Genomic DNA, 22792 nt, shown 5'->3' with positions numbered 1-22792 from the left:
ATCCCTTCCAATCCCCTTGCTGTTTGGCGGCTGGGCAAATCAACATGTATTTGCCCAAGGCCTCAATCGCCGTCTGCGTCCAGGCCCTCCCCAAGTAGATCGGGCCAAACCAGCAATCAATCGGGCTTGGGTACGGGCAATATCCTTGCACCGGGTTGTAGGTGCCAGAAATTGGGTCGAGGGGAGTCCAGTTCCTGTCCTGGCCCTTGCACCCCTGCGTGCAGAAGACGAAGGGGTCGTTGTCGCGGCAGGGGAGTTCTTGGTAGAAGCCCGGTTCCGCCTGTGCTGTGGCTTGTAGGCCGAGGCACAAGGTGGCCATCCAAATCCAAGTTTTCATATGCATTTTTTGCTTCCGGAAGGTAGATGACAGCTGAATGCCGCTCAGGCGATCAGGCGCGGGCGCGCCGAGCGCTCGACGGACTGATCGGTGGGCGCGGAGGCGCGCTTGCCGCTGCCCTTGCGCTGGTCGTAGAAGTCCTGCAGCCATTGCTCGGGCCGCAGTTCATTGACGGCGACGCCCTCGGCTCTGGCGCTTGCGTCCAGCACGTCATGCAGGATCTCGATGTTGTCGGTAGAGGCTGAAATGACGGCCAGCGCGTCGTCCATGCCGCGCAGGTCGAGCTGGCACACCGAAGACATATGGCCCTGCTTGACGAGGAAGCGGCGCGAGCGCTCGTCCAGGCTGACCACCTCTTGGTATTCGGACTCGGTGAGCTTCAGGCCCTCGATGTAGTCCTTGCGGCTTGCATTGGGGTTGGGCAGCAGGATCATGGTGGCGGTCTGCTCGATGAGCGCGGCCGAGATGTCGCTGCCCAGTGCGTCTTCGGGGCTTTGGGTGGCGAAGATGCCCATGCCGTTTTGTTTACGGATTGTCTTCTGCTTGTTCTTGGCAAAGTCCTTGAGGGCGCCGCCGCCGTCGAGAATTTTCCAGAATTCGTCCATCACATAGATGAGGCGGCGACCATCGATCAGGGTGTCGAGCCGGTGCAGCAGGTAGTTGATGACCGGAATGCGCACCTCGGGGTTGTCGATGACATCGGTGTAGTCGAAGCCGATGATGTTGGCCTTCTGCAGGTCGATGGTGTCCTTGGGGTTATCGAACACCCAGCCCAGCGAGTTGCCCGCGGTCCATTTGCGCATGCGGATGAAGAGGCCGTCGTCGCCCATGTTGGGCAGGCTCTTCTGAAAGTTGGTCATGTTGCGCAGGTGCTCTGGCGTGTCGAGCATGGCTTCGACGGCGCGGAAGATGTCGTCTTCCTCGCGAGAGGTGTAGACCGGCTTGGCCGCCAGCACCTTGACGAGGTCGCTCAGGAACTGCACGTTGGCCTCGGTGCGCTCGCAGTGAAAGGGGTTGAAGCCGGTGGGCTGTCCGTTTTCCAGCGAGAGGTAATTGCCACCGCAGGCGCGTACGAAGATCTCGGCGCCGCGGTCCTTGTCGAAGAAGAAGATGGTGGGCGACGGGTCGAGTTTCTGGATCTGGCTGAGCAGAAAGTTGATGAGCGCGGTCTTGCCGGTGCCGGACTTGCCGATGACGATGGTGTTGGCAATGGCCTTTTCGCCCAGCGAGTTCTCGCCTGGCAGCGTGGCGTGAAAGTTGAAGAAATAAGGCTGGCCGTTGACGGTCTGCAGCGTGGTGACGCACGGCCCCCAGGGGTTGTTGTCGCGCTTGCCGCTGGCAAAGTTGTGCAGCGGCGACATGCCCAGGAAGTTGAGCGAGCTCACGTTGGCCAGCCGGGTGCGGTATTTCCAGTTGCCGGGAAATTGCGCGTAGAACGCGGCGGTAACGGCCAGGTCTTCCTTGATCGAGACGATGCCCGCGTTGGAGAGTTCGGCACGCGTGGTGGCGATGTGCTGGGAGAGCGTCGCTTGGTCGGGCGCGTAGACGGCGATGGTGAAGTGATACTGGCCCAGCACAAAGTTGCCGGACGAGATCTGGTCCATGGCCTGATCGAGCTCGATGATCTGGCTGACGGCCTTGTCGCCCGACGAAATCATCATGCCCTTGGTGCGCTCGAGCGCCTTGAGCGCGTCGTGCCGCCCCATGGGGCTGAACGAATGGGTGATGACGTATTCGAAGTCGAGGTACTTGAGCCCGTTGAGAATGCCGGGGTGGGTGCCGTCGGGGTATTCCTTGACGTTGAGGATGGCGCCGAAGTGATTGACGCCGTTGGGTGTGGTCAGCACAAAGTCGCCGGTCTTGGCCGAGAAGCGCTGGCGGCTGACGGCCAGGTAGCGGTAGACGGGCGCCTTCAACACCGGCACCGGTTCATCGACGCGGTTGAGCAGGTAGCCGAAGAACTCGAGGGTTTCCGAAAAGACGACGCCGTTAGCGGCCTCGTACATGCGAAGGCGGGTGGGCGCGTAGTCCTTGAGAACGGCCTCCATGTTGCTGGCCAGTTCGAGCACCTTGTCGATGGCTTGCTGCTGCTCGGACGCGAGCCGAGAAACATCGGCGGACTTTTCGACGAAGCGCTTGCCCGAGACCACGGGGCGGTACAGCATCGTCATGTAGAGCTCGTTCTGCATGAGCTTTTGCGACGAGAGCCCTTTGAAGTACGCGTCGGACAGCGACTGGTTGAAGGCTTCCTTGAACCGGCTGCTGTCCTTGAGGTGCCTCCGTCTGCGCAGGTCGTGCACCCAGAAGGCCACGTTGGTGAAGTCCGGCGCGCGCAGCGTTTGCAGCATGCGGTTGAAGGTGTTGTGCCGGTGCTCGAGCTCCCATTCTTCGCGGCCGACGAAGGGCAACCCTTCCAGCCGCCATGTCAGGAGGTAGTCGCCACCCGTGGTCTTGAGCACGGTGGGAGACACGTGCGTGGACAGCGGAATGAATTCGCTGATGGGCGTGTCGGGGCTGAAGGGTGGCGTGGACATGGTTGTGGAATCCCGGCTTCTTCTAGGCGTTGTCTCTGGACTGCCCGCGGTACACGTTGGGCGTGAACACCCACATGCCCTCGTGCTGTGCGATGTTGCGCGTGCGGATGCGGAACTGCAGTCGCAGCCCGAGCAGCCGGAAAATCATTTCGTCCCGCTTGGCCATCAGGCGCATGGCGAAGATCACCGGCGGAATCAGCAGCAGATAGAACAGGTTGAAGTACATGGCCAGCAACATGCATCCGCCCGCGCCCAGAAAGAAGGGCACGTAGGGCACGCCCATGAACATGGGCGGACGGGTGCAGCCGCGGAACATCGCGTTCTTATGCATAGTGGGCCAGCGACTGCACGATGCCGGCGAGTTGGGTCAAGGGATCGACCGTGATGCTGGCCGAGCAGCCGCTGCCGCCGCCGACCTTGGAGCTGTCGCCAAGGAAGAGTTTCGCGATCTGGGTGGCCGCGCCGATCAGCAGGGCGCCGATGAAGACTGGAGCAACGTCGCTGATGCGCTTGTGGGCGAATGCAATCTGGTAGCCCGAGAAAATGATGGCGATGGTGACCACCACGATGGACACGGCGTTAAGCACGCCGACGATGGTTTTGACCATCTTGCAGGCGGTGTCCCCGAGTCCGCCGTCTGCCGACCCTGACGTCTGAGCTATGGCCAGGCAAGGCAGGACGACCAGCGCGGCAATTGCGAGATCGCGAAGCGTGCGTGCGTGCGCGCTGCGGGCGAACGACGAAGCGGCGGTGTTGTTGTATGGGCGGTGCATGGTGAGTTCCTCTCTGGTTGATAAAAATGAAGGGCCGCGTCAGAACACAAAGGCGCCGTCGCCGGCGGGCCGATCGATCGGTGCGGCTTGTACTGCTGCGGCTGGCAAGTTGCTGGCGCCCGGGTGGCGAACCTGGGGCACGAAGGCATCGGGAGCGCCCGCCACTGCCGCAACTGGCGGGGCAACGGGCGCTGCAGCGATTGCGGGCGCGGTAACTGGTTGCGTGGAAGCGCCGAGCGGAACCACTCGCATCGAGATGCGCGATGCTGCGGTGGTGGGTTGCACTGCCGCGAAGGATGGGGCGCTCGCCGGGGTGGGCATGGATGCCGGTGCGGCGGCAGTCGGTGGCGTGCCGGCCTGACGCAGGGGGATCGCGGCGGCTGCCGTGGCTGGTGCCTGTGCAACGGCAACGCCGCGGCCGATCGAGTCGTAGATTTTCTGCACGTAGCCGGTGCGAAAGCCAGTCACAAAGTTGCCGGAGTAGTAGCAACTGAAGGCCTTGCCCCAGTCGCCGCCGGCGCGCGCATAGCAGTCGGCCAGGATGCTGGCACCGGCGGCCAGGTTGGCGCAAAGATCGAAGGCTTTCTCGTGGGTGTCGAACCCGTACTTGCGAAAGTTGACTTGATTGACCTGCGCTGCGCCAAGCGAATAGTTGTAGCCCTTGGACTTGAGCATTTGCGCCGTGGCCACCGCTTCTTCAAGCGTTTTGGGCTGCCGCACGAGTCGGCCTCCGACGACGCCGATGGCGAACGGATTGGCACCCGATTCGATGTGCACGACGTGCCGCATCACCTGCACCGGAACGGCGAGGTTGGGGCAAGCGATGGCTTCCATTCCTGGGAACACGGTGTTTGTTCCTTCGGCCTCAGGAGGCGCCGGAGGGCGCCAGGCGACCGGGATCGAAGTCGATGCCCGTGATGTACCGCCGCCCCGCATGTGCCTTGATGTGCACGATGATGTCGATGGTCATCATGAGCAGCCGCTTGATGGTGGCGAACTCGAGCCCGGCGCCTTCGCTCGAAGCCTTGACCATGAGCGCCAGCTGGTCCCAGGTTTGCTCGGTGCTGCCCGAGTGGCAGCTCGTGATGGAGCCCGGATGGCCTGAGGCGCAATTGCGGATGAAATAGAACGCTTCGTCGCCGCGCAACTCAGCCAGGATGATTCGGTCGGGCTTCATGCGCAGGCATGCTTCCATGCACATCTTGGCGCTGATGTTGGCGGTGCTCTGGCCTCCCTTGGAGTAGAGCAGGTGCACCACGTTCGGCTGCTCGATGAAGAGTTCGCGCGCGTCTTCGATGGTGACGAGGCGCTCGTCGGGCGGGATATGGTTGACCAGCGACTTCATGAAGGTGGTCTTGCCGCTGCCGGTGGCACCCGAGACCACGATGTTTTTCTTGTGAAGAACGGCTTGTTTGAAAAAGTCCGCGTAGCGCCCGGCGGCGCGCAGTTCGAGCAGTTCCCTGTCGTGCGCGCTGATGCCTGATGTTTCTTCGAGAAGCTTGTCGAAAAAGCCGTCCTCGTGGTACTGGCCCAGGGTGCGGGTCTGCCTGGACGGAAGCCGGATGGTGATGGACACCTGGCTCGCTTCGACGGCCGGGGGAATGACGAACTGTGCGCGCTGGCCGGTGGGAAAGGTCAGCGAGACGACCGGGTTGACGTCGGTGATGCGCTGGCCGGTGTTGCTCTCGTTGACCACGGTGGTGCAGAACTGCAGTGCACGCGCGGCGGTGAGGCCAGGCACCTCGACGCGCTGCCAGCCGGAACGGTTCTCAAGGTAGATCTCGCCGGGCCGGTTGATGCAGATTTCGGTGACGTCGGGCGAGTGCATGAAGTCCCGGATACCCAGCACCTGGTACTGGTAATCCAGAAATTCGTTCGAGACGGCGGCAACGAGTTCTTCGGTCATGTCGAGCTATGCCGGTCAGAAGCTTGCGACCACGGCGCTGAAGTCGACGTCTTTGGCGACGTAGACATTGACGACAGTGCCCTGGTTGATGGTGACCGTGTCGGGCCGGTTGGCGTTGCGGCGCACAGCCTGGGTGGCCAGGCTCTGCAACGTCTGCGCCGTGGTGCTCTCGTAAGGCGACTGAACGGCGAGCCCGCCCGCTGCAACGGTGGTCGACTGCGGTCCGTTCTGTGCCAGTGCGTATTTGAAGGCGTCGGCAAACATGCTGATCAGCAGAGCCGAAGTGATGCGCTGGCCCCAATGCTGATCGAGGTGGCCCGGATGACCCGAGCCGCCGAGGTTGTCGACGCCGGGACTGGCCATGTTCACATCAATCCCGTTCGGGGTGACGATGCGGTCCCAGATGACGGCGATGCGATCGCCATTGGGTTCGGTGTCGTACTTTCCGAGCACCTTGGAGCCCTTCGGCAAGAGCATGCGCTTGCCCGTGACGGAGTAGACCGGCTCGGTGACAACGCAGGACGTGAAGCCTGGAATGTCGCTGACGATGTGCGTCTCGAGCACACAGCGGATGTAGGTGCCGCGCAGCATGAGCACGTTCGGATGAACGAGGGCTTGTGCGCTCGACACGGCCGACAACGGCTTCATGCGATAGGCGCTGTTCGGCGCAATGCCCTGGTCGCCGGGCATGCCGGGGATGCCGCCCATGCCCGGCGCCATTGCGGGATATTGGCTTTGCCCAGGCTGGCCACCATCAGCGGGGCCCACTGCGATAGTGCCCGCGCTCGATGCCATGCGGCGTTCCATGAGCGTCGGACCTTGTGGGCCTTGCGGTCCGGATGGCATCTGCGGCAGCGCCGGCTGGGCCAGGGGAATGGGAGGGGCTGGTGGCGCGGTGACCCGTGGGGGCGGCGGTGGCGGCGGAAGTTGAGGCGCCGCAGGGACCGTTACCACTTCTTCCTTGGCTTGTTGTGGCTTGTCGGGGCGCAGCACGTTGCCGATCAGCCAGATGGCAGCCAACCCGAGCAGAAGCACGATGCCCGCGAGGAAACCGAGTGCACGGCGATTCATGCGTTGCATTTCGCTGGACTTGAGTTCCGGCGCGTGCGCATCGAGGTTGGGTGCGGCGGGCGCACCCATGCCCTCGAATTGCCTCGAATACGGATTGGCTGCTGAAGCAGATTGGCTGTTGCCGTACGAGGGATCTTGTTGATCGTGGTCAGGCACGGCGTCTCCTGGTCGGGAAGGAGGAAGTTGGTTCACTGGGCGGTGTTCCTGCGAAGACCCACGACGTTGTCGCCGTGGCGGATGACCAGGTAGGGATAGGTCCCGTGGACGATGAGGGTGCTGCCCTCGACGGTGGTGTTCACCACGGAGTCTTCGTCGCGCTCTTTCTGGCGCATGTAGACCGTTGGAAAGTTGCCCGTCGGGAACTGCTTGAGGTCGCTCAGCTTGATGTAGGTGAAACGGCTGTCGTCGTAGACATTGACCGGAACCAGCCACGCAGCGCCGGCGCTGCTGGTGGAAAAGTCGTACTCGAAGTTGTAGCTCCGGTCCTTGAGCAGCGCCGTATTGAGGGCCGGCGCCTCGGCGACGCTCTTGGCTTCCTTGCCGAAGGTCATGTCGGCGGGATAGGTGAACTTGATCCGGTACTGGACGCCCGCGTTGCGCGCTTGCTCCAGGGTTCGCCAGTCGGTGGCCACGACCTTGAGTTCGAAGATGTACGAATTGGTCGCGGTGCGGATCATCATGTTGGTGTCCACGTCGACGTTCTTCGGCTTCAGGTAGAAGACGTTGTCGCGGCGGCTGAGATCCCAGCCGCTGCTGAAGCCCGTGCTGTAGTCGAGGATTTTTTCTTCGGGGCTCAATTCGATCTGGGTGCTGATGCCCAGGCCGGCGCGCACCGGGTAGATGCGGTCGGGCTGGTACTCGTACATCTGGACGGTTTGCGCAAAGGCGGACGGCATGGCACTGGCGACGACCGCGCACGCCGTGGCCATCAGCGCCCATCGGCGGCGGTTGGACTGTTGTGATTTCATCGGCGGCGCGTTCCCTGATTGGCACCTGTCGGCGCGATGGCTGGAGCGGTGGGCGCGGGTGCGCCCGGTGCCCCGAATCCGGGTGGAGGAGGAGTGGTTGGCATAGCGGTTTGCGCAGGCGGAGCCACTGCTTGCGCACTGCCTGCCGCGCCGGCAAGGCCATCGGTGCCCGGCGGGAGCGCCGCGCCGGGCATGGCGGGCATGCTTTCGGCGGGCTTGGGATTGCTCAGGACTTCTTCGGGCGGCGATGACGCGTAGTCGGTATCGACGCGATAGTCGGTAACCTGGAAGCCGAGCGGGTTTTCGATTCGCTGCTGCTCGTCCATCGTGAGGTTCGACTTGTAGGTGAACGCCATCGTCACGATCTTGCTGTCCAGAGGCGCCGAGGAGCCGTTCTGCTTGTTGTAGACGTTGCGCTGGAAGCGCACCGTGGCGCCCTTGGGAACTTCACCGCCTCCGCCGCCGATCAGGGTGATGCTCAGGATGCGGACCCGGATGGCTTTGTCCTTGCCATAAAGCGTGTACGGATTGGCGGGATTTCCCGACGAATACAGGTTGGTGTAGCCGCCGGAGACGTTGCCCGACGACATGGTCAGCACCGTGGTCCAGTCGCGCAAATTGGTGATCGCCAGGTCGTAGGATTCGCGGGCCAGCACGAAGTGGGCAACGTTGCTGCGATTGATCGCTTCGCTCGTGGTGATGCGTTGCAATGCAACGTCGTCCGTCAGGCGCGCGGCGGTGCTGGTGCCCGTGTACGCATCGGCGATGACCAGGTATGGCACTTTCTCTTTCAGCGGCAGCACGTAGAAGTAGCCGCCCAGCAGCACGAGCGACATGACCACCGCAGAGCCCGCAACCCACCAGGCGCGCCGTTCGCTGCGTCGCGCGATGTCTGCAACAGTGAGCTCGAAGTCGACCGATTGACCGATGGCTTCGTCGACCTTCGAAGCCGACGCTTTGTTCTTGAACATCAGCGCGGCTCGGGTGCAGCCGGCGCAGCAGCGCCTGTGGCCTGAACCAGGATTTGCTTGCCGTCCGCCGAAACGGATACGCCCTGCTGAGCGTAGATGGCGCTCAGCTCACCCATGGCGGACTGGAGGTCGTTGGTGCGAACCTTCGCTACGGGTTGATGAAGGGTGAAGTCAGAACCTATCTGATAGGACAACTGCAGGCCGTTGTCCGACGCCCAGCGCTTCAGCATGGTCCTGAGCGTCGCGTCCATGGGCGAGGCGTAGAACGTATAGGCGGGCGAGAGCGGGATCTCGGTGGCCGCACTCTGGAACCGGTTGACCGGTGTCCAGGAGCCACCATATTCCTTGGGTGCGGGCGCACCGCACCCGACGAGCGTAGCGGCCAGAATGGACAAGGCCGTAGCCGCCGATAGGCGGTTTGTAGCGCGCACACGGGCGCCCCACGCAATAGCTTGCGTTTGGTTAAACACTGCGACTCCCTGAAGTCTTTTTTATGTCCGCCGATCTTAGGTAGATGGGGCGGCCCAGCGCAGCTCAGAGCCGTGCAGGAGTGCACGAATGGGCGGCTTTTAGTCCCACATGTCGCCTAGGCGCGATTGGCTGACATCGGGTAGGCAGTGATGGCCCACCGAGGCTAGGGGTGAGTCCGTTTCAATGATAATAGTTCTCATTGCTGAGATGAACGAGTCCCAACCCGCATGACGATCCCTCTTCCCGTGGCCGCTGCGCCTGTTTCTTTACGCCTGGACGAACTGCCCAGCCATCAGTGGGCGACGGTATTGGATGTCGCGCGGTCGGCCGATGCCGAAGGGCAAGAATTGGCACTGCGCCTGACCGAAATCGGCTTCGTGCCCGGCGAGGCGGTGCGCATCGTCGCCAGCGGCCTCCCCGGACGCGAGCCTCTGGCCGTGCGGCTGGGCCACACCACTTTTGCGTTGCGCCGCCACGAGGCCGCGTTGATCCATGTGGCACCGGGCGTGCCGGGGGGCGCAAACCATGGTTGAGGCGGTCATCCAGGGGCCGGGGCGCCTCGCAGCCACCGCACAGCCCGGACGCGTCGCACTGCTCGGCAATCCGAACTGCGGCAAGACAGCGCTCTTCAACCTGCTCACCGGCAGCCGCCAAAAGGTTGCCAACTACGCCGGCGTCACCGTCGAGCGCAAAGAGGGCACGCTTCGCACCGCATCGGGTCGCCGCGTGTTCGTGCTCGATTTGCCCGGCGCCTACAGCCTGAACGCGCTCAGCGCCGATGAGGCCGTGACGCGCGACGTGGTCACCGGCAAGAGCAGCGAGCCCTTGCCCGACCTGCTGGTGTGCGTGACCGACGCCACCAACCTGCGGCTCAACCTGCGGCTGGTGCTCGAGGCCAAGCGCCTTGGCTTGCCGATGGTGGTGGCTCTCAACATGACCGACATGGCGAAGAAGCAGGGCATTGCCATCGACACGGCCGTGCTTTCGCGCGAACTGGGCGTACCGGTCATCGAAACCGTCGGCGTGCATTCCGGCGGCGCGCAGGGCCTGCTCGAAGCCCTGGATGCGCCCGTGGCCGCCGCCGCGCCGCAGCCCTGGCAGGCACCGGGGCTGGACGACGTGCTTGCCACGCAGCGCGAAGTGCGCCGCATTCTCGGCATTGCCGTGCGCGAGCCGGTGGGAAGCCTGGCCACCAGCGACCGCATCGACCGCGTGGTGATGCATCCCGTGTGGGGCATGCTGGTGCTCGCGGTCACCATGTTCCTGATGTTCCAGGCCGTGTTCAGCTGGGCCAATGTGCCAATGGACGCGATCAAGGCCGCGACCGAGGGCCTTGGCGAGCTGCTGAAGACCCGCATGCCCGAAGGCATGCTGCAAAGCCTGCTGGTCGACGGCGTCATTGCCGGCGTGGGCGGCGTGGTGGTGTTCCTGCCGCAGATCCTGATCCTGTTCCTGTTCATCCTGGCGCTGGAAGATTCGGGCTACCTGCCGCGTGCCGCGTTCCTGCTCGACCGGGTGATGGGCACCGTGGGGCTTTCGGGCCGCTCGTTCATTCCGCTGCTTTCGAGCTTTGCCTGCGCCATTCCGGGCGTGATGGCGACGCGCACCATCAGCAACTGGCGCGACCGCATCACCACCATCATGATTGCGCCGCTCATGACCTGTTCGGCGCGCCTGCCGGTCTATGCGCTGCTGATTGCGGCCTTCATTCCGGCGCGCACCGTGGGCGGCGTGTTCAACCTGCAGGGCGTGGTGCTTTTTGCGCTGTATGTGTTCGGCATCGTCTCGGCCATGGCGGTGGCCTGGGTGATGAAGCGCTTCCGCGACAACAAGCAGCAATCGCCGCTGATGATGGAACTGCCTGCCTATCGCTGGCCCAACCTGCGCAACCTGGCGCTGGGCCTCTACGAGCGGGCATGGATCTTCATCCAGCGCGTGGGCACGATCATCCTCACGCTCACCATCCTCTTGTGGTTCCTGTCGACCTTTCCTTCGCCGCCCGAAGGCGCCACAGGGCCCGCCATCCAGTACAGCCTGGCCGGCATGATCGGGCGTGGGCTGGAGCACATCTTTGCGCCCATCGGCTTCAACTGGCAGATATCCATTGCGCTGGTGCCGGGCATGGCGGCGCGCGAGGTGGCGGTGGGCGCGCTGGGCACGGTGTATGCGCTCTCGGCCAGCGGCGACGACGTGGCGGGCCAGCTCGAGCCGCTGATTGCAGGGAGTTGGTCGCTCGCGACGGCGCTGTCGTTGCTGGTCTGGTACGTGTTTGCGCCGCAGTGCATCTCGACTCTGGCGGCCGTGAAGCGCGAGACCGGTTCGTGGCGCTATGTGTGGATCATGGCGGGCTATCTCTTCGCGCTCGCCTACGCGGCCTGCTTCATTACCTACCGCGTTGCAGTGGCGCTCGGGGCAGGTTAAAACCTGCAGTGAAAGGTCTAGAGAAGATATGGCACAGCAACTGATCGTCGGATTGATCGTCGCCGCCGCCGCGTTCTACGCGGTGTGGCGCTGGATGCCCGCGGGCTGGCGGCGCAGCGCCGCCCGCAAACTCGCGGCCGGCACGCACCGTGCGGGCCTTGTCGATCAGGAGCGTGCCGACCAGCTGGCGGCTTCGCTCGCCAAGACTTCGGGCTGCGGCTCTTGCGACAGCTGCGGCAGTTGCGGCCCCAAGGCCACCGACAGGAAAGACGCCGAAGAAGCCGGCCGCGGCTCGCTGTCCACGCACAGCCGCTGAAGGCCGATGCCCACACACATCCTCGTCGCCGGCGGCGGCATCGGGGGGCTCGCTACCGCGCTGGCGCTGTCCCGCGGCGGCCATCGCGTCGATGTCTTCGAACAAGCGGCTGCATTTGCCGAAATCGGCGCCGGCATCCAGATCGGGCCCAACGTCACGCGGCGCCTCCGGCAGCTGGGCTTGGACCAGAGCCTGGATGCCATAGCCGCGCGTCCGGAGGCCCTGGTGGTGCAGAGCGCCGGCAGCGGCGCCGAACTGGCCCGCCTGCAGCTCGGCGATGCCATGCGCCAGCGCTATGGTGCCCCCTACCTTTGCGTACACCGCGCCGACCTGCATTCATTGCTGCTCGACGCCGTTCTGGCACAGGGCGCGGGCACCCTGGTGACCGATGCCCGCATCGCGCAGGTCGAGATGAGCGACGATCTCGTCTGCGTATCGAGCAGCGGCGCGCGCGCCTGGGAAGGTGAGGCGCTGGTTGGCGCCGACGGTCTCTGGAGCGTGGTGCGCCAGCGGCTCGAATCTCCCTCGGCCGCCGAGCCGCCCCGCATCACGGGCCACACGGCCTGGCGCGGCCTGGTCGCCCAGGCTGAACTGCCGCAGGCGCTGCGCCGCCGCCGCATCGATGTATGGCTCGGTCCGCGCCTGCATGTGGTGGCCTACCCGGTGCGCGGCGGCGATTGGCTCAACGTGGTGGTGATTGCAGAGTCGGCCCCGGCAGGCGATGCGCGCGATTGGGACCAGGCTAGCAGCCTTGTGGCACTGCAGCAGGCCACCGGCCGCAGCGGCCGCGCCCTGCAAGCCTTGCTCGAAGCGATGCCCAGCTGGCGCGCCTGGACCCTTTGCGACCGTGCGCCGCTGGCCTCTGCGGCGGACATGGCCCACGAGCGCATTGCGTTGGTGGGCGATGCCGCGCATCCGATGGTGCCTTACCTCGCGCAGGGCGCGGGCATGGCCATCGAAGACGCTGCGGCGCTGGCCGAAGCGCTCGGCGACGGTGGGGCGGCCGACGTGCCGGCGGCCTTTGCCCGCTATGCCGAGGCTCGCTGGCAGCGCAATGCCACGGTGCAGGCCAGGGCGCGGCGCAACGGGCAAGTCTTTCATGCCACCGGCCCCATGCGCCTGGGCCGCGACCTTGCTTTGCGCACGCTGGGCGCGCGGCTGCTGGACCAGCCCTGGCTGTACGGAGGCTGAGAGGCTGCCGCGCCCCGGGCTCTCAGAGCCTGAATGTCTGCAGGTGCTCGATCCGTTCGGCCAACCCCTCGGGGCCGAGATAGTGGCCGTGAGAACCGTCGCGCACCTCGAGCAGCGTGGCTTCGAGTTCGGCCAGCATCGCATCGCGCTCGGCAGCGAAAGCGGGCGCCACGTCGATGCCGGCCTGCGCGCATGCATCGGCGATCAGGTGTGCGCTTGCGGGCGCGCCGCAGGCCGCGCATTTGACGATGGCCGCCACGTTCGGCTCGGCTCCGTTCGCGAGCAGCGCATGCGTGAGCTCGGGTGAAATCTGACCGTCGATGTTGCGCAAGGCGTCGCGTGCCACGGGAGCGCCCGCGCGGACCAGCGCCATGGCTGCGGCAAAGGCACCTTTGCCTATCGCGACGTCCGTGGCCAGCGCACTTCCCTGCTGCGGGCCCTCGAAACTGACGCCAGCGGCGGCGAGCTCGGCCACCAGGTCTGCATCGTCGCTGGCAATGGCGTGGTGCAGCGCCGCGCGCGCAGTGGCCGGCAGCCTGCGCAGCGTTCCGTTGGCCAGCGGTGTGCGCCAGTCGATCACGGCGCGGCAATAAAAGCTCACCAGCTTGTCCATCAGGTCGAGGTCCAGGTCATGGTCCTGATGCCGGTCATCCAGATACTGGAGGAGGGCCTGGCCGGAAAAATAGTCACCGGTGGGTGCCAGCGGGTCTTCATCGAGATGCAGTGCCCCAAAGGCGCTATACAGATCGGGCGCGATGGTGCTCACGCCGTCTTCATGCAGCGCATGCGTCCAGGCCGGCGGCAGCCCGTGCTTCCATGCGGTGATGTGGCCGTGTTCGGGGCCGGGTTCGACCACCGCATAAACCCGGTCCAGATACTCGAAGCCACCGAAGGGCAGGTGCGTGAGCTTGCCGCTCCAGTCGCGGCCCTCTGCTTCGGCAGCCTCTTCGGCCAGCTCCTGCTCATGCTCGATCCAGCCCTGCAGATCGCGATAACCGTCGCTGCCGTTCCAGAACAGCTCCGACCAACTGACGGATTCGATGTTGCCGTTCATCGGCAGCGACAGGTCATAGTCGAGCCGGCCGCCCGCCGCTTGCCGCCACAGTTCGAGTAGCGGCTCGGGAATCGGGCCTGCGCACAGGGCCTGGACGGCCGCGATCTGCTGCTCGGGCATCGGCGGCTGCGCGTCGAAGATCACGCGGTCCGCGAACAGGACCACGCCATGTTCGCGCAGGGTAGCAAGCTCTTCGAGCGAGAACTGGACATCTTTCATTGCAGCGCCTCCGTTGTTGCCAATGTAGCGCTTTGTGCAAATGGAGCAAGCACTTGCGTGGCGTGCCGCGCATGCGGCTGCATCAAAGGTCGGTGCGCAGCTTCCAGATCTCGGGGAACAGCACCACGTCGAGCATCTTGCGCAGGTAGCTCACGCCGCCCGTGCCACCGGTGCCGCGCTTGAAGCCGATCACGCGTTCGACCGTGGTCACATGGCGAAAGCGCCAGAGCCGGAAAGCGTCTTCGAGGTCGGTAAGCTTTTCGCCGAGTTGGTAGAGGTCCCAATGGTCGTGCGGGTTTCTGTACACCGTGAGCCACGCGGCCTCGACACCGTCGCTGACTTCATAGGGTTGCGTCCAATCGCGCTCCAGATGATCGGCGGGCACCGGCAGGCCGCGGCGCGCCAGCAGCTTCAGCGATTCGTCATAAAGCGAAGGCGACCGGTAGGCTTCGTCGACCTGCGCCAGCAGATCGGGCCGGTGCGCATGCGGCTTGAGCATGGCGGCGTTCTTGTTGCCCAGCGCAAACTCGATGCAACGGTATTGCGCGCTTTGAAAGCCGCTCGAGTTGGCCAGGTAGGGCCGCATGGCCGTGTATTCGGGCGGCGTCATGGTCGAGAGCACGGTCCATGCGCTCACCAACTGTTCCATGATGCGGCTCACGCGGGCCAGCATCTTGAAGGCGTCGGCCAGCTTTTCTTGCGCAATGCAGGTGGTGGCGGCGCGCAGCTCATGCAGCATGAGCTTCATCCAGAGCTCGCTGGTCTGGTGCTGCACGATGAAAAGCATTTCGTCGTGCGCTGGTGAAAGCGGATGCTGCGCATTGAGGATCTGGTCGAGATGCAGGTAGTCGCCGTAGCTCATCGATGCGCTGAAATCCAGCTGCGCCTTTTCTTCGTGGACGATTTTTTCGGTGCTCATGATGCTTGCCGGCCGGTCATCGCCAGACGACGGCGGTGTAGGAAGGACGGCCCGGTACCGAATCTTTTGCGGGATAGACGAAGCGCACGACATCGTTCTTGCGCTTGAATTCCTGGTAGGTCTCGCCGCCCGGAATGCGGCCCTTTTCAGCCGGCGCATAGCCTGCTGCACGCACTTCCTTCACCAGTCTCTCGAAGGCCGCCTTGTCGGTCAGCGACAGCTGAATGTTGTTCTCGCCGGCGCGGCTTTCCGCGTAAGTGGACTTCATGAAGCGGATCGTCTGGTCGTCGACCACCTTGTCGTATTCGATCATGCTGACCTCGGGGGTCACGGTCTTGTCGGCGTAGGAAAAACCTTGGGCCTTGACCTGTTGGCGGAACGCATCCGGCGTGAGGGCGACGAAGGCCTTGAGCTGGTCCAACGTATAGCTCGGCTGCTGCGCAAAGGCCGGTGCGGCCAACGTCAGAAGCGAGGTGAAGATGGCGATCAGTGTGTGTTTCATGGGTATGTGTACTGCTCAGGTCACTGCGTTCTTGCGGTTGAATTCTTCGCGCTGCCACTCGCCAGCCTCCAGCACCTGCACCAGGTGCTCGACGGAATTCCACACATCCTCGAAGCCGAGATAGAGCGGCGTGAAGCCGAAGCGCAGGATGTCCGGCATTTGCGAATCGCCGGCGCGGTAGTCGCCGATCACGCCGCGCGCAATCAGCGCTTGCACGATGGCGTAGGCGCCTTCGCTGCGGCTCAGGCACACCTGCGAGCCGCGGCGCGCATGTTCGCGGGGCGTGACGAGCGAAAGGCCTTGTCCTGCACAGCGCTCTTCGACCAGTGTGATGAAAAGGTCGGTGAGCGCGAGCGACTTGGCACGAAGGGCTGCCAGCCCGCCCTTGCCGCCGTCGAACGCCTCGGCCGCAAGCACGGTGTCGAGCCCGCATTCGAGCCCCGCCAGCGCGATGATCGGCTGCGTGCCGCAGAGGTAGCGGCCCACACCCGGCGCAGGGCGGTAGTGCGGCGTGAATTCGAAAGGCGCCGCATGGCCCCACCAGCCCGACAGAGGCTGCTCGAACTTGCCCGCGTGCCGGGTATGAACCCACACGAACGCCGGCGCACCAGGGCCGCCGTTCAAGTACTTGTAGCCGCAGCCAATGGCGTAGTCGGCATTGCTTTCGTTCAGCGCAACCGGCACTGCGCCCGCGCTGTGCGCGAGGTCCCACACCGTGAGCGCGCCGGCTGCATGCGCGGCGGCCGTGATGGCTTTCATGTCGTGCATGGCGCCGGTGCGGTAGTTCACGTGCGTAAGCATCAGCACGGCCACTTCGTCGGTCAGCACCGAGCCGGGGCCTTGCAGCTCGTCCGCGTCGATCAGCTTGAGCGTGAACCCACGCTCGCGGCACAGGGATTCGGCAATGTAGAGGTCGGTCGGAAAGTTGCTGCGCTCGCTGACCACCAGTTTGCGGCCGCTGTCCTTTTGCTGCGAGAGCGCCGCGAAAAGCACCTTGTAGAGATTGACCGAGGTGCTGTCGGTGCACACCACTTCACCCGGTGCGGCGCCGATCAGCCGGGCCACCTTGTCGCCGAGACGCTGCGGCAGGTCGAACCAGCTGGCCGTGTTCCACGAGCGGATCAGGCCCTGGCCCCATTCCTCGGCGACCACTTCGGCAATGCGTGCCGGCGCGGCCTTGGGCAGCACGCCGAGCGAGTTGCCATCGAGGTAGATCACGCCCGGCGGCAGGGTGAATTGGTCGCGCAGCGAGCGCAGCGGGTCTTGCGCGTCGAGCGCGCGGCAGTCTTCAAGGGTCGTCATTGGGCGGGGTTTCAGCGTGGAAGGTCGCGCAGCACGGCGCGAACGGGAGATGCGTCGGCGCTGACCAGCTTGAGCGGCAGCGCGATGAGTTCGTAGTCGCCCTCAGGTACATCGTCGAGCACCAGGTTTTCGAGTACGCGCAAGTTGAGGCGGCGAATGCGCTGGTGGCTCTCCAGCGTCTTGCTGTCGGCCGGGTCGATGCTGGCTGTGTCGATGCCGATGAGCTTGACGCCCATGGCCGCAAGGCGCTCGACCGTGGCGGGCGCATAGGCCGCGAGCTGCGGATCCCACTGGGCCACGGGCATGGCGGCATAGGTGCGCACCAGCACGCGGGGCGGCAGGTCGCTCGCGATCGCATGCGCAATGTGCTCCCACTCGATCAGCGGGCCCTTGGCAATCGCGTGGATCACGCGGCAAGGGCCGAGGAAGGGCGTGAGATCGACGTGGCCGATGGTCTGGCCTTCGGGGTCGTAATGCAGGGGCGCATCCGCATGCGCACCCACGTGCGGCGAAAGCTTGATTTCGCTGACGTTCACCGGGCACTCGGGCGAAATAGTCGCGGCCCAGCGCTGCTGGTAGGGCGTGTCGCCGGGGAACACCGGCGTGCCTTCATGCACGGGCGGCGAGATGTCCCAGATGCGGGGTTGAGGTTGCAAAGAACGCATGGCGCAAAGTTAGCGCCGGGAGCGGGGTCGTGGTGTCGGTTATTTCCAACACACGACGTGACCAGATGATCGGTTCAGTAGGGCAGTGCGGGCAGCCCGTGCTTGGCGCGTGCGCGCTCGCACGCGTCGCTGCCGGCCTGCAGTTCGTGGCACGGATTGGGCCGCCACTCGTAGATGCCGCAGGCCACCGACTGGCCGATCTTTCCGGTGAGCGCCGCGCAGCGCATCGGCGTGTGGTCGGTGCCGCGCATGCGGCAAAGGGCGTCGGTCACCTCGACTGCAAGGCCCGAGGGCACCCTGCCGCCGTTGTCGTCGAGCTCGTGCACACTGAAGTCGACGCGGTAGCTGGCGCAGCAGGCACCGCATTGCTGGCAATGGGACACGCCGCCGCCTTCAGGTTTTCTTCAGAGCCTGCCCAGGAGCAAAAACTCCATCAGCGCCTTCTGGGCGTGCAGTCGGTTCTCGGCCTCGTCCCACACCACCGACTGCGGGCCGTCGATGACCTCGGCCTGCACTTCCTCGCCGCGGTGGGCGGGCAGGCAGTGCATGAAGAGGGCGTCGGGCTGGGCGATGCGCATCATGTCTTCATCGACGCACCAGTCGGCAAAGGCCTTGCGGCGCGCCTCGTTCTCCGATTCGTAGCCCATGCTGGTCCAGACGTCGGTGGTGACGAGGTCGGCGCCGCGGCAGGCTTCCATCGGGTCCTTGAAGACCTTGTAGCTGTCGCCCGAGCGGATGCCGGCGATCGACTGGTCGACTTCATAGCCGCTGGGCGTGCTCACGTGCACGGTAAAGCCCAGGATCTCGGCCGCCTGCAGCCAGGTGTTGGCCATGTTGTTGCCGTCGCCCACCCAGGCGATGGTCTTCCCCTGGATCGAACCGCGATGCTCGATGTAGGTGAAGATGTCCGCCAGGATCTGGCAGGGATGAAACTCGTTGGTCAGGCCGTTGATTACCGGCACGCGCGAATGCGCGGCAAAGGTGTCGATCTTGGTCTGCTCGTAGGTGCGGATCATCACGATGTCGACCATGCGGCTGATGACCTTGGCGCTGTCCTCGATGGGCTCGGCGCGGCCGAGCTGGCTGTCGCCGGTGGTCAGGTGCACCACGCTGCCGCCGAGCTGGTACATGCCCGCCTCGAAGCTCACGCGGGTGCGCGTGCTGGCCTTTTCGAAAATCATCGCCAGCGTGCGGTCGGTTAGCGGCTGGTGCTTTTCGTAGGTCTTGAACTTCTTCTTGATGATCGCCATGCGATCGAAAAGATAGGCGTACTCGTCGGCCGTGAGGTCCGAGAACTGCAGGTAGTGGCGGATGGCGTTCGGCGTGGTGGCGGTCGTCATTGCGCTGCTGGCTCCGACAGGAATGTTTTGACGATGGGCGCGAGGATGGCGACGATTTCGTCGGCCTCGGCAATGCTCAGGATGAGCGGCGGCACGAGGCGGATTACCTTGTCGGCCGTCACGCTCAGCAGCAGGCCGGCATCGCAGGCGCGGTTCAAGATGACGCCGCAGGGCCGGTCGAGCTCGATGCCCAGCATCAGGCCCTGGCCGCGGATTTCCTTCACGCCGGCGAGGCCGCCGATTTCGCGCTCCAGCGCGGCCTTCAAGTGTTCGCCCACGGCGGCGGCGTTCTCGAGCAGCTTGTGCTCTTCCATGATGCGGATGGTCTCGATGCCGGCACGCATTGCGAGCGGATTGCCGCCGAAGGTGGTGCCGTGGTTGCCCGGGCCGAAGATGTTGGCGGCCTTGGGGCCGGCCACCACGGCGCCGATCGGCACGCCCGAGCCCAGGCCCTTGGCCAGCGGCATCACGTCAGGCTTGATGCCGGCCCACTGGTGCGCAAACCATTTGCCGGTGCGGCCCATGCCGCATTGCACTTCGTCGATCATCATGAGCCAGTCGCGCTCGTCGCACAGGGCGCGAACCTGCTTCAGGTAATCCACGCGCATCGGGTTGATGCCGCCTTCGCCTTGGATGGTTTCGAAGAACACGGCCACCACGTTGGGGTTGCCTTCGGTGGCCTTCTTGAGCGCCTCGATGTCGTTCAGCGGCACGCGGATGAAGCCCTCGACCAGCGGGCCGAAACCGGCCTGCACCTTGGGGTTGCCCGTGGCCGAGAGGGTGGCGATGCTGCGGCCGTGGAACGCGGCCTCGTACACCACGATTTCGGGCCGCTCGATGCCCTTGTCGTGGCCGAACTTGCGCGCGAGCTTCAGAGCAGCTTCATTGGCTTCCAGGCCCGTGCAGCAGAAAAAGGCATTGGTCAGCCCCGAAAGCTCGGTCAGCTTGGTGGCCAGCTGTTCCTGGCCGGGCACGTGGTAGTAGTTGGAGCTGTGGATCAGCTTGCTGATCTGGTCCTGCAGCGCCGGCACCAGCTCGGGGTGGTTGTGGCCCAGCGTGTTCACGGCGATGCCGCCGAGGCCGTCGAGATAGGCCTTGCCCGTGGTGTCCCAGACTCGGCAGCCCTGGCCGTGCGACAGCGCGATCGGCAGGCGACCGTAGGTGTTCATGACGTGGGGCGAGGTGGGCTGGGCGGTAGCGCTCATTCGGTTCTCCAGATAGGGAACCGCGGATTCTAGGCGTCCAGTTCGACAGCTTCATTGAGGATTCCGCATTACAGCAATGCCCTCGGGCCGAGCCGCAAAGTGCCGCGGATAGAATCTCTTGCTGCACCGCAGCACCTGCTTCCGGGCGCCTCATTCAACGATGATTTCCCCCACTGCCAAAGAAATCTTCATCCAGGGCATCACCCATGATGGCCGGACTTTTCGCCCGAGCGACTGGGCCGAGCGGCTGGCCGGCGTGATGTGCTCTTTTCGTCCGGGGGGCGCCTATCCCGGAAGCCACCTGAGCTATTCGCCCTGGTGCGTTCCCACCACCATCAACGGCGTGAAGTGCGTGGTTGTGAACCGGGCCCTGCGCGATGCCGAGCCCATGGCTTGGGACTTCTGCGTCAATTTTGCGCGGGACAACGACTTGCAGGTGGCCGAGGCCTGCCTGGTTCCCGACGCGCCGGGCGCAACGCCCAAGACCTGAACCCTGGGCTGACTCAAAAGCGATCGCCCATGAAAAAACCGCCCGAAGGCGGTTTTTACACTTTGCTGCAGCGCACCCCGATCAAACGGCGGACCGGAGAATTCCGATCCGGGCTTGCCTGACAGGTGTCAGGCGGCTGCCTTTTCAGGCGCGAGGGCGAGGGCCTTGACCTTCGCCGACAGGCGGCTCTTGTCGCGAGCTGCCTTGTTCTTGTGGAAGATGCCCTTGTCGGCGACGGTGTCGACGATGCTCTGGGCCTTCGCGAAGAGTTCGCTTGCCTTGGTCTTGTCGCCGGCCAGAACGGCCTTTTCGACATTCTTCACGGCGGTGCGGTATTTGGAGCGCAGCGAGGTGTTCGCAGCGTTGAGTTTGGTGTCCTGGCGGACGCGCTTACGGCCGGAGGCGAGGCGCGGGTTCTTTTTCTTGGGCTTGGCGGATGCCATGATTTAGTTCCTTAGGTGTCTGAGGATGATGCAGCAAAGCCCTCCATTATAGGCCGGGTTGGGTTTTTCGCCGAATCGGGGGCTTGCCGGGCCCTACACTCGCCCCGTGTCACTGCTCAAATCCGCCTCCACCGTTTCCCTTCTGACGCTCGCATCGCGGATCACGGGCCTTGTGCGCGACGTGCTTTTTGCCTCGGTGTTCGGCGTCAGCGCCCTGACCGACGCCTTCAACGTCGCCTTCCGCATTCCCAATCTGTTCCGGCGGGTTTTTGGCGAAGGCGCCTTCAGCCAGGCTTTCGTGCCGGTGCTGGCCGGGCACAAGACCGAGGCCGGAGAAGAAGGCGCCAAGGCGCTGATCGACCACGTGGCCACCCTCCTGACCTGGGCGCTGGTGATCGTGTGCGTGGCCGGCGTGGTCGGCGCGCCCTGGCTGGTCTGGGCCATGGCCAGCGGGCTGGAGGGCTTCGACGCGGCCGTGGTCATGACGCGCTGGATGTTTCCCTACATCGGCTTCATGTCGCTCGTGGCGCTGGCGGGCGGGGTGCTGAACACGTGGCGCAAGTTCGCGGTGCCGGCCGCCTCGCCGGTGCTGCTCAATCTTTCATTGATTCTTGCCATTACGGTCGGCGCGCCGCTGTTCAGGCGCTACGGCATCGAGCCGATCTACGCGCAGTGCGCAGGCGTGCTGGTCGGCGGCGTGCTGCAACTGGCGCTGCAGGTGCCCGCGCTGCGCGCGCTGGGCCTCATGCCGCGCATCGGCGCAACCTTTGGCGCCTTGCGCGCCGCCTGGGCCGACCCGACCACGCGCAAGGTGCTGAAGCTCATGCTCCCGGCCTTGCTGGGCGTGAGCGTGGCGCAGGTTTCGCTGCTCATCAATACGCAGATTGCATCGCACCTTGCCACGGGCAGCGTCACCTGGGTGGTCAATGCCGATCGCCTGATGGAATTTCCGACCGCCATGCTGGGCGTCGCGCTCGGCGTGGTGCTGATGCCGCAGTTGGCCGGCGCGCGCGCAGCCAAGGACGACGAGCGCTATTCAGCGCTGCTCGACTGGGGCCTGCGGCTGGTGGTGCTGCTCTCGGCTCCCTGCGCCATTGCGCTCCTGCTGTTCTCGCAGCCGCTGGTTGCGGTGCTTTTTCACAACGGCGCGTATGGCGCCGAAGACGTGAAGCGCACCACGCTCGCATTGATGGGCTACGGCGTCGGGCTGGTCGGCATCGTCGCCATCAAGGTGCTAGCGCCGGGCTACTACGCCAAATACGACATGCGCACGCCGGTGGTCATTGCGGTGTCGGTGCTGGTGCTGACCCAGTTGCTCAACGTCTTTCTGGTGCCGGTGCTGCAGCATGCCGCGCTCACGCTCACCATCGGCATCGGCGCGGTGGTCAATGCCATCTGGCTGCTGGTGGGCTTGATCCGGCGCGGCAGCTACAAGCCCGAGCCGGGCTGGGGCAAGTTCATCCTGCAGGTGGCGGCGGGCACGCTGGTGCTGGCCGCCTTGCTGGCCTGGGGCTCGTATTACTTCGACTGGATTGGCCTGCGGGCCCAGCGCTTGCACCGCATCGGGCTGCTGGCTGCGCTGATCGCGGGGGCGGGGCTGCTGTACTTTGCAGTGCTGGCCGCCGTGGGCGTGCGGCTGCGCAGTTTCATGCGCCGTTAAGGCACCGGTAAAACGGCCGGAAAAAGGCCGACAG

General features: G+C 64.7%; 24 protein-coding genes. 6 read left to right on the top strand and 18 right to left on the bottom strand.

Annotated elements, in window-relative coordinates; genetic code table 11:
* Window positions 1-381: 381 nt before the first annotated feature.
* Genes V9L21_RS03660 through V9L21_RS03620 form a run of 9 tightly spaced genes read right to left on the bottom strand, consistent with a single transcriptional unit; the run spans window position 382 to window position 8955 of the window.
* Window positions 382-2871 carry a VirB4 family type IV secretion/conjugal transfer ATPase gene (locus V9L21_RS03660; protein WP_337309248.1) on the bottom strand — a complete coding sequence of 830 codons (2490 nt, stop codon included), beginning with the start codon at window positions 2869-2871 and terminating at the stop codon, window positions 382-384.
* Between the two features lie 22 nt (window positions 2872-2893).
* Entirely contained in the window at window positions 2894-3187 is a 294-nt protein-coding gene (locus V9L21_RS03655; RefSeq protein ID WP_337309246.1) for a type IV secretion system protein VirB3, read from the bottom strand.
* A 7-nt stretch (window positions 3188-3194) separates the two neighbouring features.
* A complete protein-coding gene (locus V9L21_RS03650; RefSeq protein WP_337309244.1) occupies window positions 3195-3644 on the bottom strand; it encodes a TrbC/VirB2 family protein in 450 nt (149 codons plus the stop codon).
* A 39-nt stretch (window positions 3645-3683) separates the two neighbouring features.
* A complete protein-coding gene (locus V9L21_RS03645; protein ID WP_337309242.1) occupies window positions 3684-4490 on the bottom strand; it encodes a lytic transglycosylase domain-containing protein in 807 nt (268 codons plus the stop codon).
* Window positions 4491-4509: 19 nt separating this feature from the next.
* A complete protein-coding gene (virB11, locus tag V9L21_RS03640; protein WP_337309240.1) occupies window positions 4510-5550 on the bottom strand; it encodes a P-type DNA transfer ATPase VirB11 in 1041 nt (346 codons plus the stop codon).
* Between the two features lie 15 nt (window positions 5551-5565).
* Window positions 5566-6777, bottom strand: a complete 1212-nt coding sequence (locus tag V9L21_RS03635; RefSeq protein WP_337309238.1) for a TrbI/VirB10 family protein — start codon at window positions 6775-6777, stop codon at window positions 5566-5568.
* 32 nt (window positions 6778-6809) lie between these two features.
* Entirely contained in the window at window positions 6810-7589 is a 780-nt protein-coding gene (locus V9L21_RS03630; RefSeq protein WP_337309236.1) for a TrbG/VirB9 family P-type conjugative transfer protein, read from the bottom strand.
* Window positions 7586-8560, bottom strand: coding sequence for a virB8 family protein (locus V9L21_RS03625; RefSeq protein ID WP_337309234.1), 975 nt, complete (start codon window positions 8558-8560; stop codon window positions 7586-7588). The genes V9L21_RS03630 and V9L21_RS03625 overlap by 4 nt, the downstream gene beginning before the upstream one ends.
* Window positions 8560-8955 carry a TcpQ domain-containing protein gene (locus tag V9L21_RS03620; protein ID WP_337309232.1) on the bottom strand — a complete coding sequence of 132 codons (396 nt, stop codon included), beginning with the start codon at window positions 8953-8955 and terminating at the stop codon, window positions 8560-8562. Before V9L21_RS03620 ends, V9L21_RS03625 begins: the two co-directional genes overlap by 1 nt.
* 303 nt (window positions 8956-9258) lie before the next feature.
* Here V9L21_RS03620 and V9L21_RS03615 point away from each other — a divergent pair, with 303 nt between their 5' ends.
* The 4 genes from V9L21_RS03615 to V9L21_RS03600 are packed head-to-tail and all read left to right on the top strand — an operon-like array spanning window position 9259 to window position 12959.
* Window positions 9259-9564 carry a FeoA family protein gene (locus V9L21_RS03615; RefSeq protein WP_337309230.1) on the top strand — a complete coding sequence of 102 codons (306 nt, stop codon included), beginning with the start codon at window positions 9259-9261 and terminating at the stop codon, window positions 9562-9564.
* Window positions 9557-11452 (top strand): ferrous iron transporter B, encoded by a 1896-nt coding sequence (gene feoB / locus V9L21_RS03610; RefSeq protein WP_337309227.1) that lies wholly within the window; start codon window positions 9557-9559, stop codon window positions 11450-11452. The genes V9L21_RS03615 and feoB overlap by 8 nt, the downstream gene beginning before the upstream one ends.
* Window positions 11453-11480: 28 nt before the next feature.
* Window positions 11481-11768 (top strand): DUF6587 family protein, encoded by a 288-nt coding sequence (locus tag V9L21_RS03605; RefSeq protein ID WP_126749245.1) that lies wholly within the window; start codon window positions 11481-11483, stop codon window positions 11766-11768.
* 6 nt (window positions 11769-11774) lie between these two features.
* Window positions 11775-12959 carry an FAD-dependent monooxygenase gene (locus tag V9L21_RS03600; RefSeq protein WP_337309224.1) on the top strand — a complete coding sequence of 395 codons (1185 nt, stop codon included), beginning with the start codon at window positions 11775-11777 and terminating at the stop codon, window positions 12957-12959.
* A gap of 22 nt (window positions 12960-12981) precedes the next feature.
* On the opposite strand, the gene V9L21_RS03595 is transcribed toward V9L21_RS03600, so the two are convergent.
* From V9L21_RS03595 to V9L21_RS03560, 8 genes are all read right to left on the bottom strand, one after another.
* Window positions 12982-14232 carry an SMI1/KNR4 family protein gene (locus tag V9L21_RS03595; protein ID WP_337309223.1) on the bottom strand — a complete coding sequence of 417 codons (1251 nt, stop codon included), beginning with the start codon at window positions 14230-14232 and terminating at the stop codon, window positions 12982-12984.
* An 82-nt stretch (window positions 14233-14314) separates the two neighbouring features.
* Window positions 14315-15151, bottom strand: a complete 837-nt coding sequence (gene kynA / locus V9L21_RS03590) for a tryptophan 2,3-dioxygenase (protein ID WP_337309221.1) — start codon at window positions 15149-15151, stop codon at window positions 14315-14317.
* Between the two features lie 16 nt (window positions 15152-15167).
* Complete coding sequence (locus V9L21_RS03585; RefSeq protein WP_337309219.1) at window positions 15168-15653, bottom strand: hypothetical protein; 486 nt, start codon at window positions 15651-15653, stop codon at window positions 15168-15170.
* A gap of 15 nt (window positions 15654-15668) precedes the next feature.
* Window positions 15669-16955, bottom strand: a complete 1287-nt coding sequence (kynU, locus tag V9L21_RS03580) for a kynureninase (RefSeq protein ID WP_337309217.1) — start codon at window positions 16953-16955, stop codon at window positions 15669-15671.
* Window positions 16956-16966: 11 nt separating this feature from the next.
* Window positions 16967-17620 carry an arylformamidase gene (gene kynB, locus V9L21_RS03575; protein ID WP_337309215.1) on the bottom strand — a complete coding sequence of 218 codons (654 nt, stop codon included), beginning with the start codon at window positions 17618-17620 and terminating at the stop codon, window positions 16967-16969.
* A 74-nt stretch (window positions 17621-17694) separates the two neighbouring features.
* Entirely contained in the window at window positions 17695-18003 is a 309-nt protein-coding gene (locus tag V9L21_RS03570; RefSeq protein WP_337309213.1) for a YkgJ family cysteine cluster protein, read from the bottom strand.
* Window positions 18004-18024: 21 nt separating this feature from the next.
* A complete protein-coding gene (gene argF / locus V9L21_RS03565) occupies window positions 18025-18960 on the bottom strand; it encodes an ornithine carbamoyltransferase (protein WP_126749237.1) in 936 nt (311 codons plus the stop codon).
* A complete protein-coding gene (locus V9L21_RS03560) occupies window positions 18957-20165 on the bottom strand; it encodes an aspartate aminotransferase family protein (RefSeq protein ID WP_337309210.1) in 1209 nt (402 codons plus the stop codon). Before V9L21_RS03560 ends, argF begins: the two co-directional genes overlap by 4 nt.
* A 160-nt stretch (window positions 20166-20325) precedes the next feature.
* On the opposite strand from V9L21_RS03560, the gene V9L21_RS03555 reads away from it, so the two are divergent.
* Window positions 20326-20655 (top strand): DUF3579 domain-containing protein, encoded by a 330-nt coding sequence (locus V9L21_RS03555; protein ID WP_337309208.1) that lies wholly within the window; start codon window positions 20326-20328, stop codon window positions 20653-20655.
* A 128-nt stretch (window positions 20656-20783) separates the two neighbouring features.
* Here V9L21_RS03555 and rpsT read toward each other — a convergent pair whose 3' ends face one another.
* Window positions 20784-21098: a 30S ribosomal protein S20 gene (rpsT, locus tag V9L21_RS03550; RefSeq protein WP_007831346.1), complete on the bottom strand. Its 315-nt coding sequence runs from the start codon at window positions 21096-21098 to the stop codon at window positions 20784-20786.
* A 106-nt stretch (window positions 21099-21204) separates the two neighbouring features.
* Here rpsT and murJ point away from each other — a divergent pair, with 106 nt between their 5' ends.
* Window positions 21205-22758, top strand: a complete 1554-nt coding sequence (gene murJ / locus V9L21_RS03545) for a murein biosynthesis integral membrane protein MurJ (RefSeq protein WP_337309206.1) — start codon at window positions 21205-21207, stop codon at window positions 22756-22758.
* The last annotated feature ends 34 nt before the right edge of the window (window positions 22759-22792 follow it).

It is taken from the genome of Variovorax sp. CCNWLW235, assembly GCF_037204085.1.
Classification (GTDB): Bacteria; Pseudomonadota; Gammaproteobacteria; order Burkholderiales; family Burkholderiaceae_C; genus Variovorax.
The sequence above is the reverse complement of the archived record's forward strand: the minus strand, read 5'-3'. Positions and strand labels throughout refer to the sequence as shown.

Excerpts from the sequence above, each read along its gene's own strand:
- V9L21_RS03605 (WP_126749245.1), top strand. The coding sequence starts at position 11,481 with ATGGCACAGCAACTGATCGTCGGATTGATCGTCGCCGCCGCCGCGTTC.
- virB11 (WP_337309240.1), bottom strand. The coding sequence starts at position 5,550 with ATGACCGAAGAACTCGTTGCCGCCGTCTCGAACGAATTTCTGGATTAC.
- rpsT (WP_007831346.1), bottom strand. The coding sequence starts at position 21,098 with ATGGCATCCGCCAAGCCCAAGAAAAAGAACCCGCGCCTCGCCTCCGGC.
- V9L21_RS03595 (WP_337309223.1), bottom strand. The coding sequence starts at position 14,232 with ATGAAAGATGTCCAGTTCTCGCTCGAAGAGCTTGCTACCCTGCGCGAA.
- feoB (WP_337309227.1), top strand. The coding sequence starts at position 9,557 with ATGGTTGAGGCGGTCATCCAGGGGCCGGGGCGCCTCGCAGCCACCGCA.
- V9L21_RS03650 (WP_337309244.1), bottom strand. The coding sequence starts at position 3,644 with ATGCACCGCCCATACAACAACACCGCCGCTTCGTCGTTCGCCCGCAGC.
- V9L21_RS03625 (WP_337309234.1), bottom strand. The coding sequence starts at position 8,560 with ATGTTCAAGAACAAAGCGTCGGCTTCGAAGGTCGACGAAGCCATCGGT.
- V9L21_RS03555 (WP_337309208.1), top strand. The coding sequence starts at position 20,326 with ATGATTTCCCCCACTGCCAAAGAAATCTTCATCCAGGGCATCACCCAT.
- kynU (WP_337309217.1), bottom strand. The coding sequence starts at position 16,955 with ATGACGACCCTTGAAGACTGCCGCGCGCTCGACGCGCAAGACCCGCTG.
- V9L21_RS03615 (WP_337309230.1), top strand. The coding sequence starts at position 9,259 with ATGACGATCCCTCTTCCCGTGGCCGCTGCGCCTGTTTCTTTACGCCTG.
- V9L21_RS03600 (WP_337309224.1), top strand. The coding sequence starts at position 11,775 with ATGCCCACACACATCCTCGTCGCCGGCGGCGGCATCGGGGGGCTCGCT.
- argF (WP_126749237.1), bottom strand. The coding sequence starts at position 18,960 with ATGACGACCGCCACCACGCCGAACGCCATCCGCCACTACCTGCAGTTC.
- V9L21_RS03630 (WP_337309236.1), bottom strand. The coding sequence starts at position 7,589 with ATGAAATCACAACAGTCCAACCGCCGCCGATGGGCGCTGATGGCCACG.
- V9L21_RS03585 (WP_337309219.1), bottom strand. The coding sequence starts at position 15,653 with ATGAAACACACACTGATCGCCATCTTCACCTCGCTTCTGACGTTGGCC.
- kynA (WP_337309221.1), bottom strand. The coding sequence starts at position 15,151 with ATGAGCACCGAAAAAATCGTCCACGAAGAAAAGGCGCAGCTGGATTTC.
- kynB (WP_337309215.1), bottom strand. The coding sequence starts at position 17,620 with ATGCGTTCTTTGCAACCTCAACCCCGCATCTGGGACATCTCGCCGCCC.
- V9L21_RS03660 (WP_337309248.1), bottom strand. The coding sequence starts at position 2,871 with ATGTCCACGCCACCCTTCAGCCCCGACACGCCCATCAGCGAATTCATT.
- V9L21_RS03655 (WP_337309246.1), bottom strand. The coding sequence starts at position 3,187 with ATGTTCCGCGGCTGCACCCGTCCGCCCATGTTCATGGGCGTGCCCTAC.
- V9L21_RS03560 (WP_337309210.1), bottom strand. The coding sequence starts at position 20,165 with ATGAGCGCTACCGCCCAGCCCACCTCGCCCCACGTCATGAACACCTAC.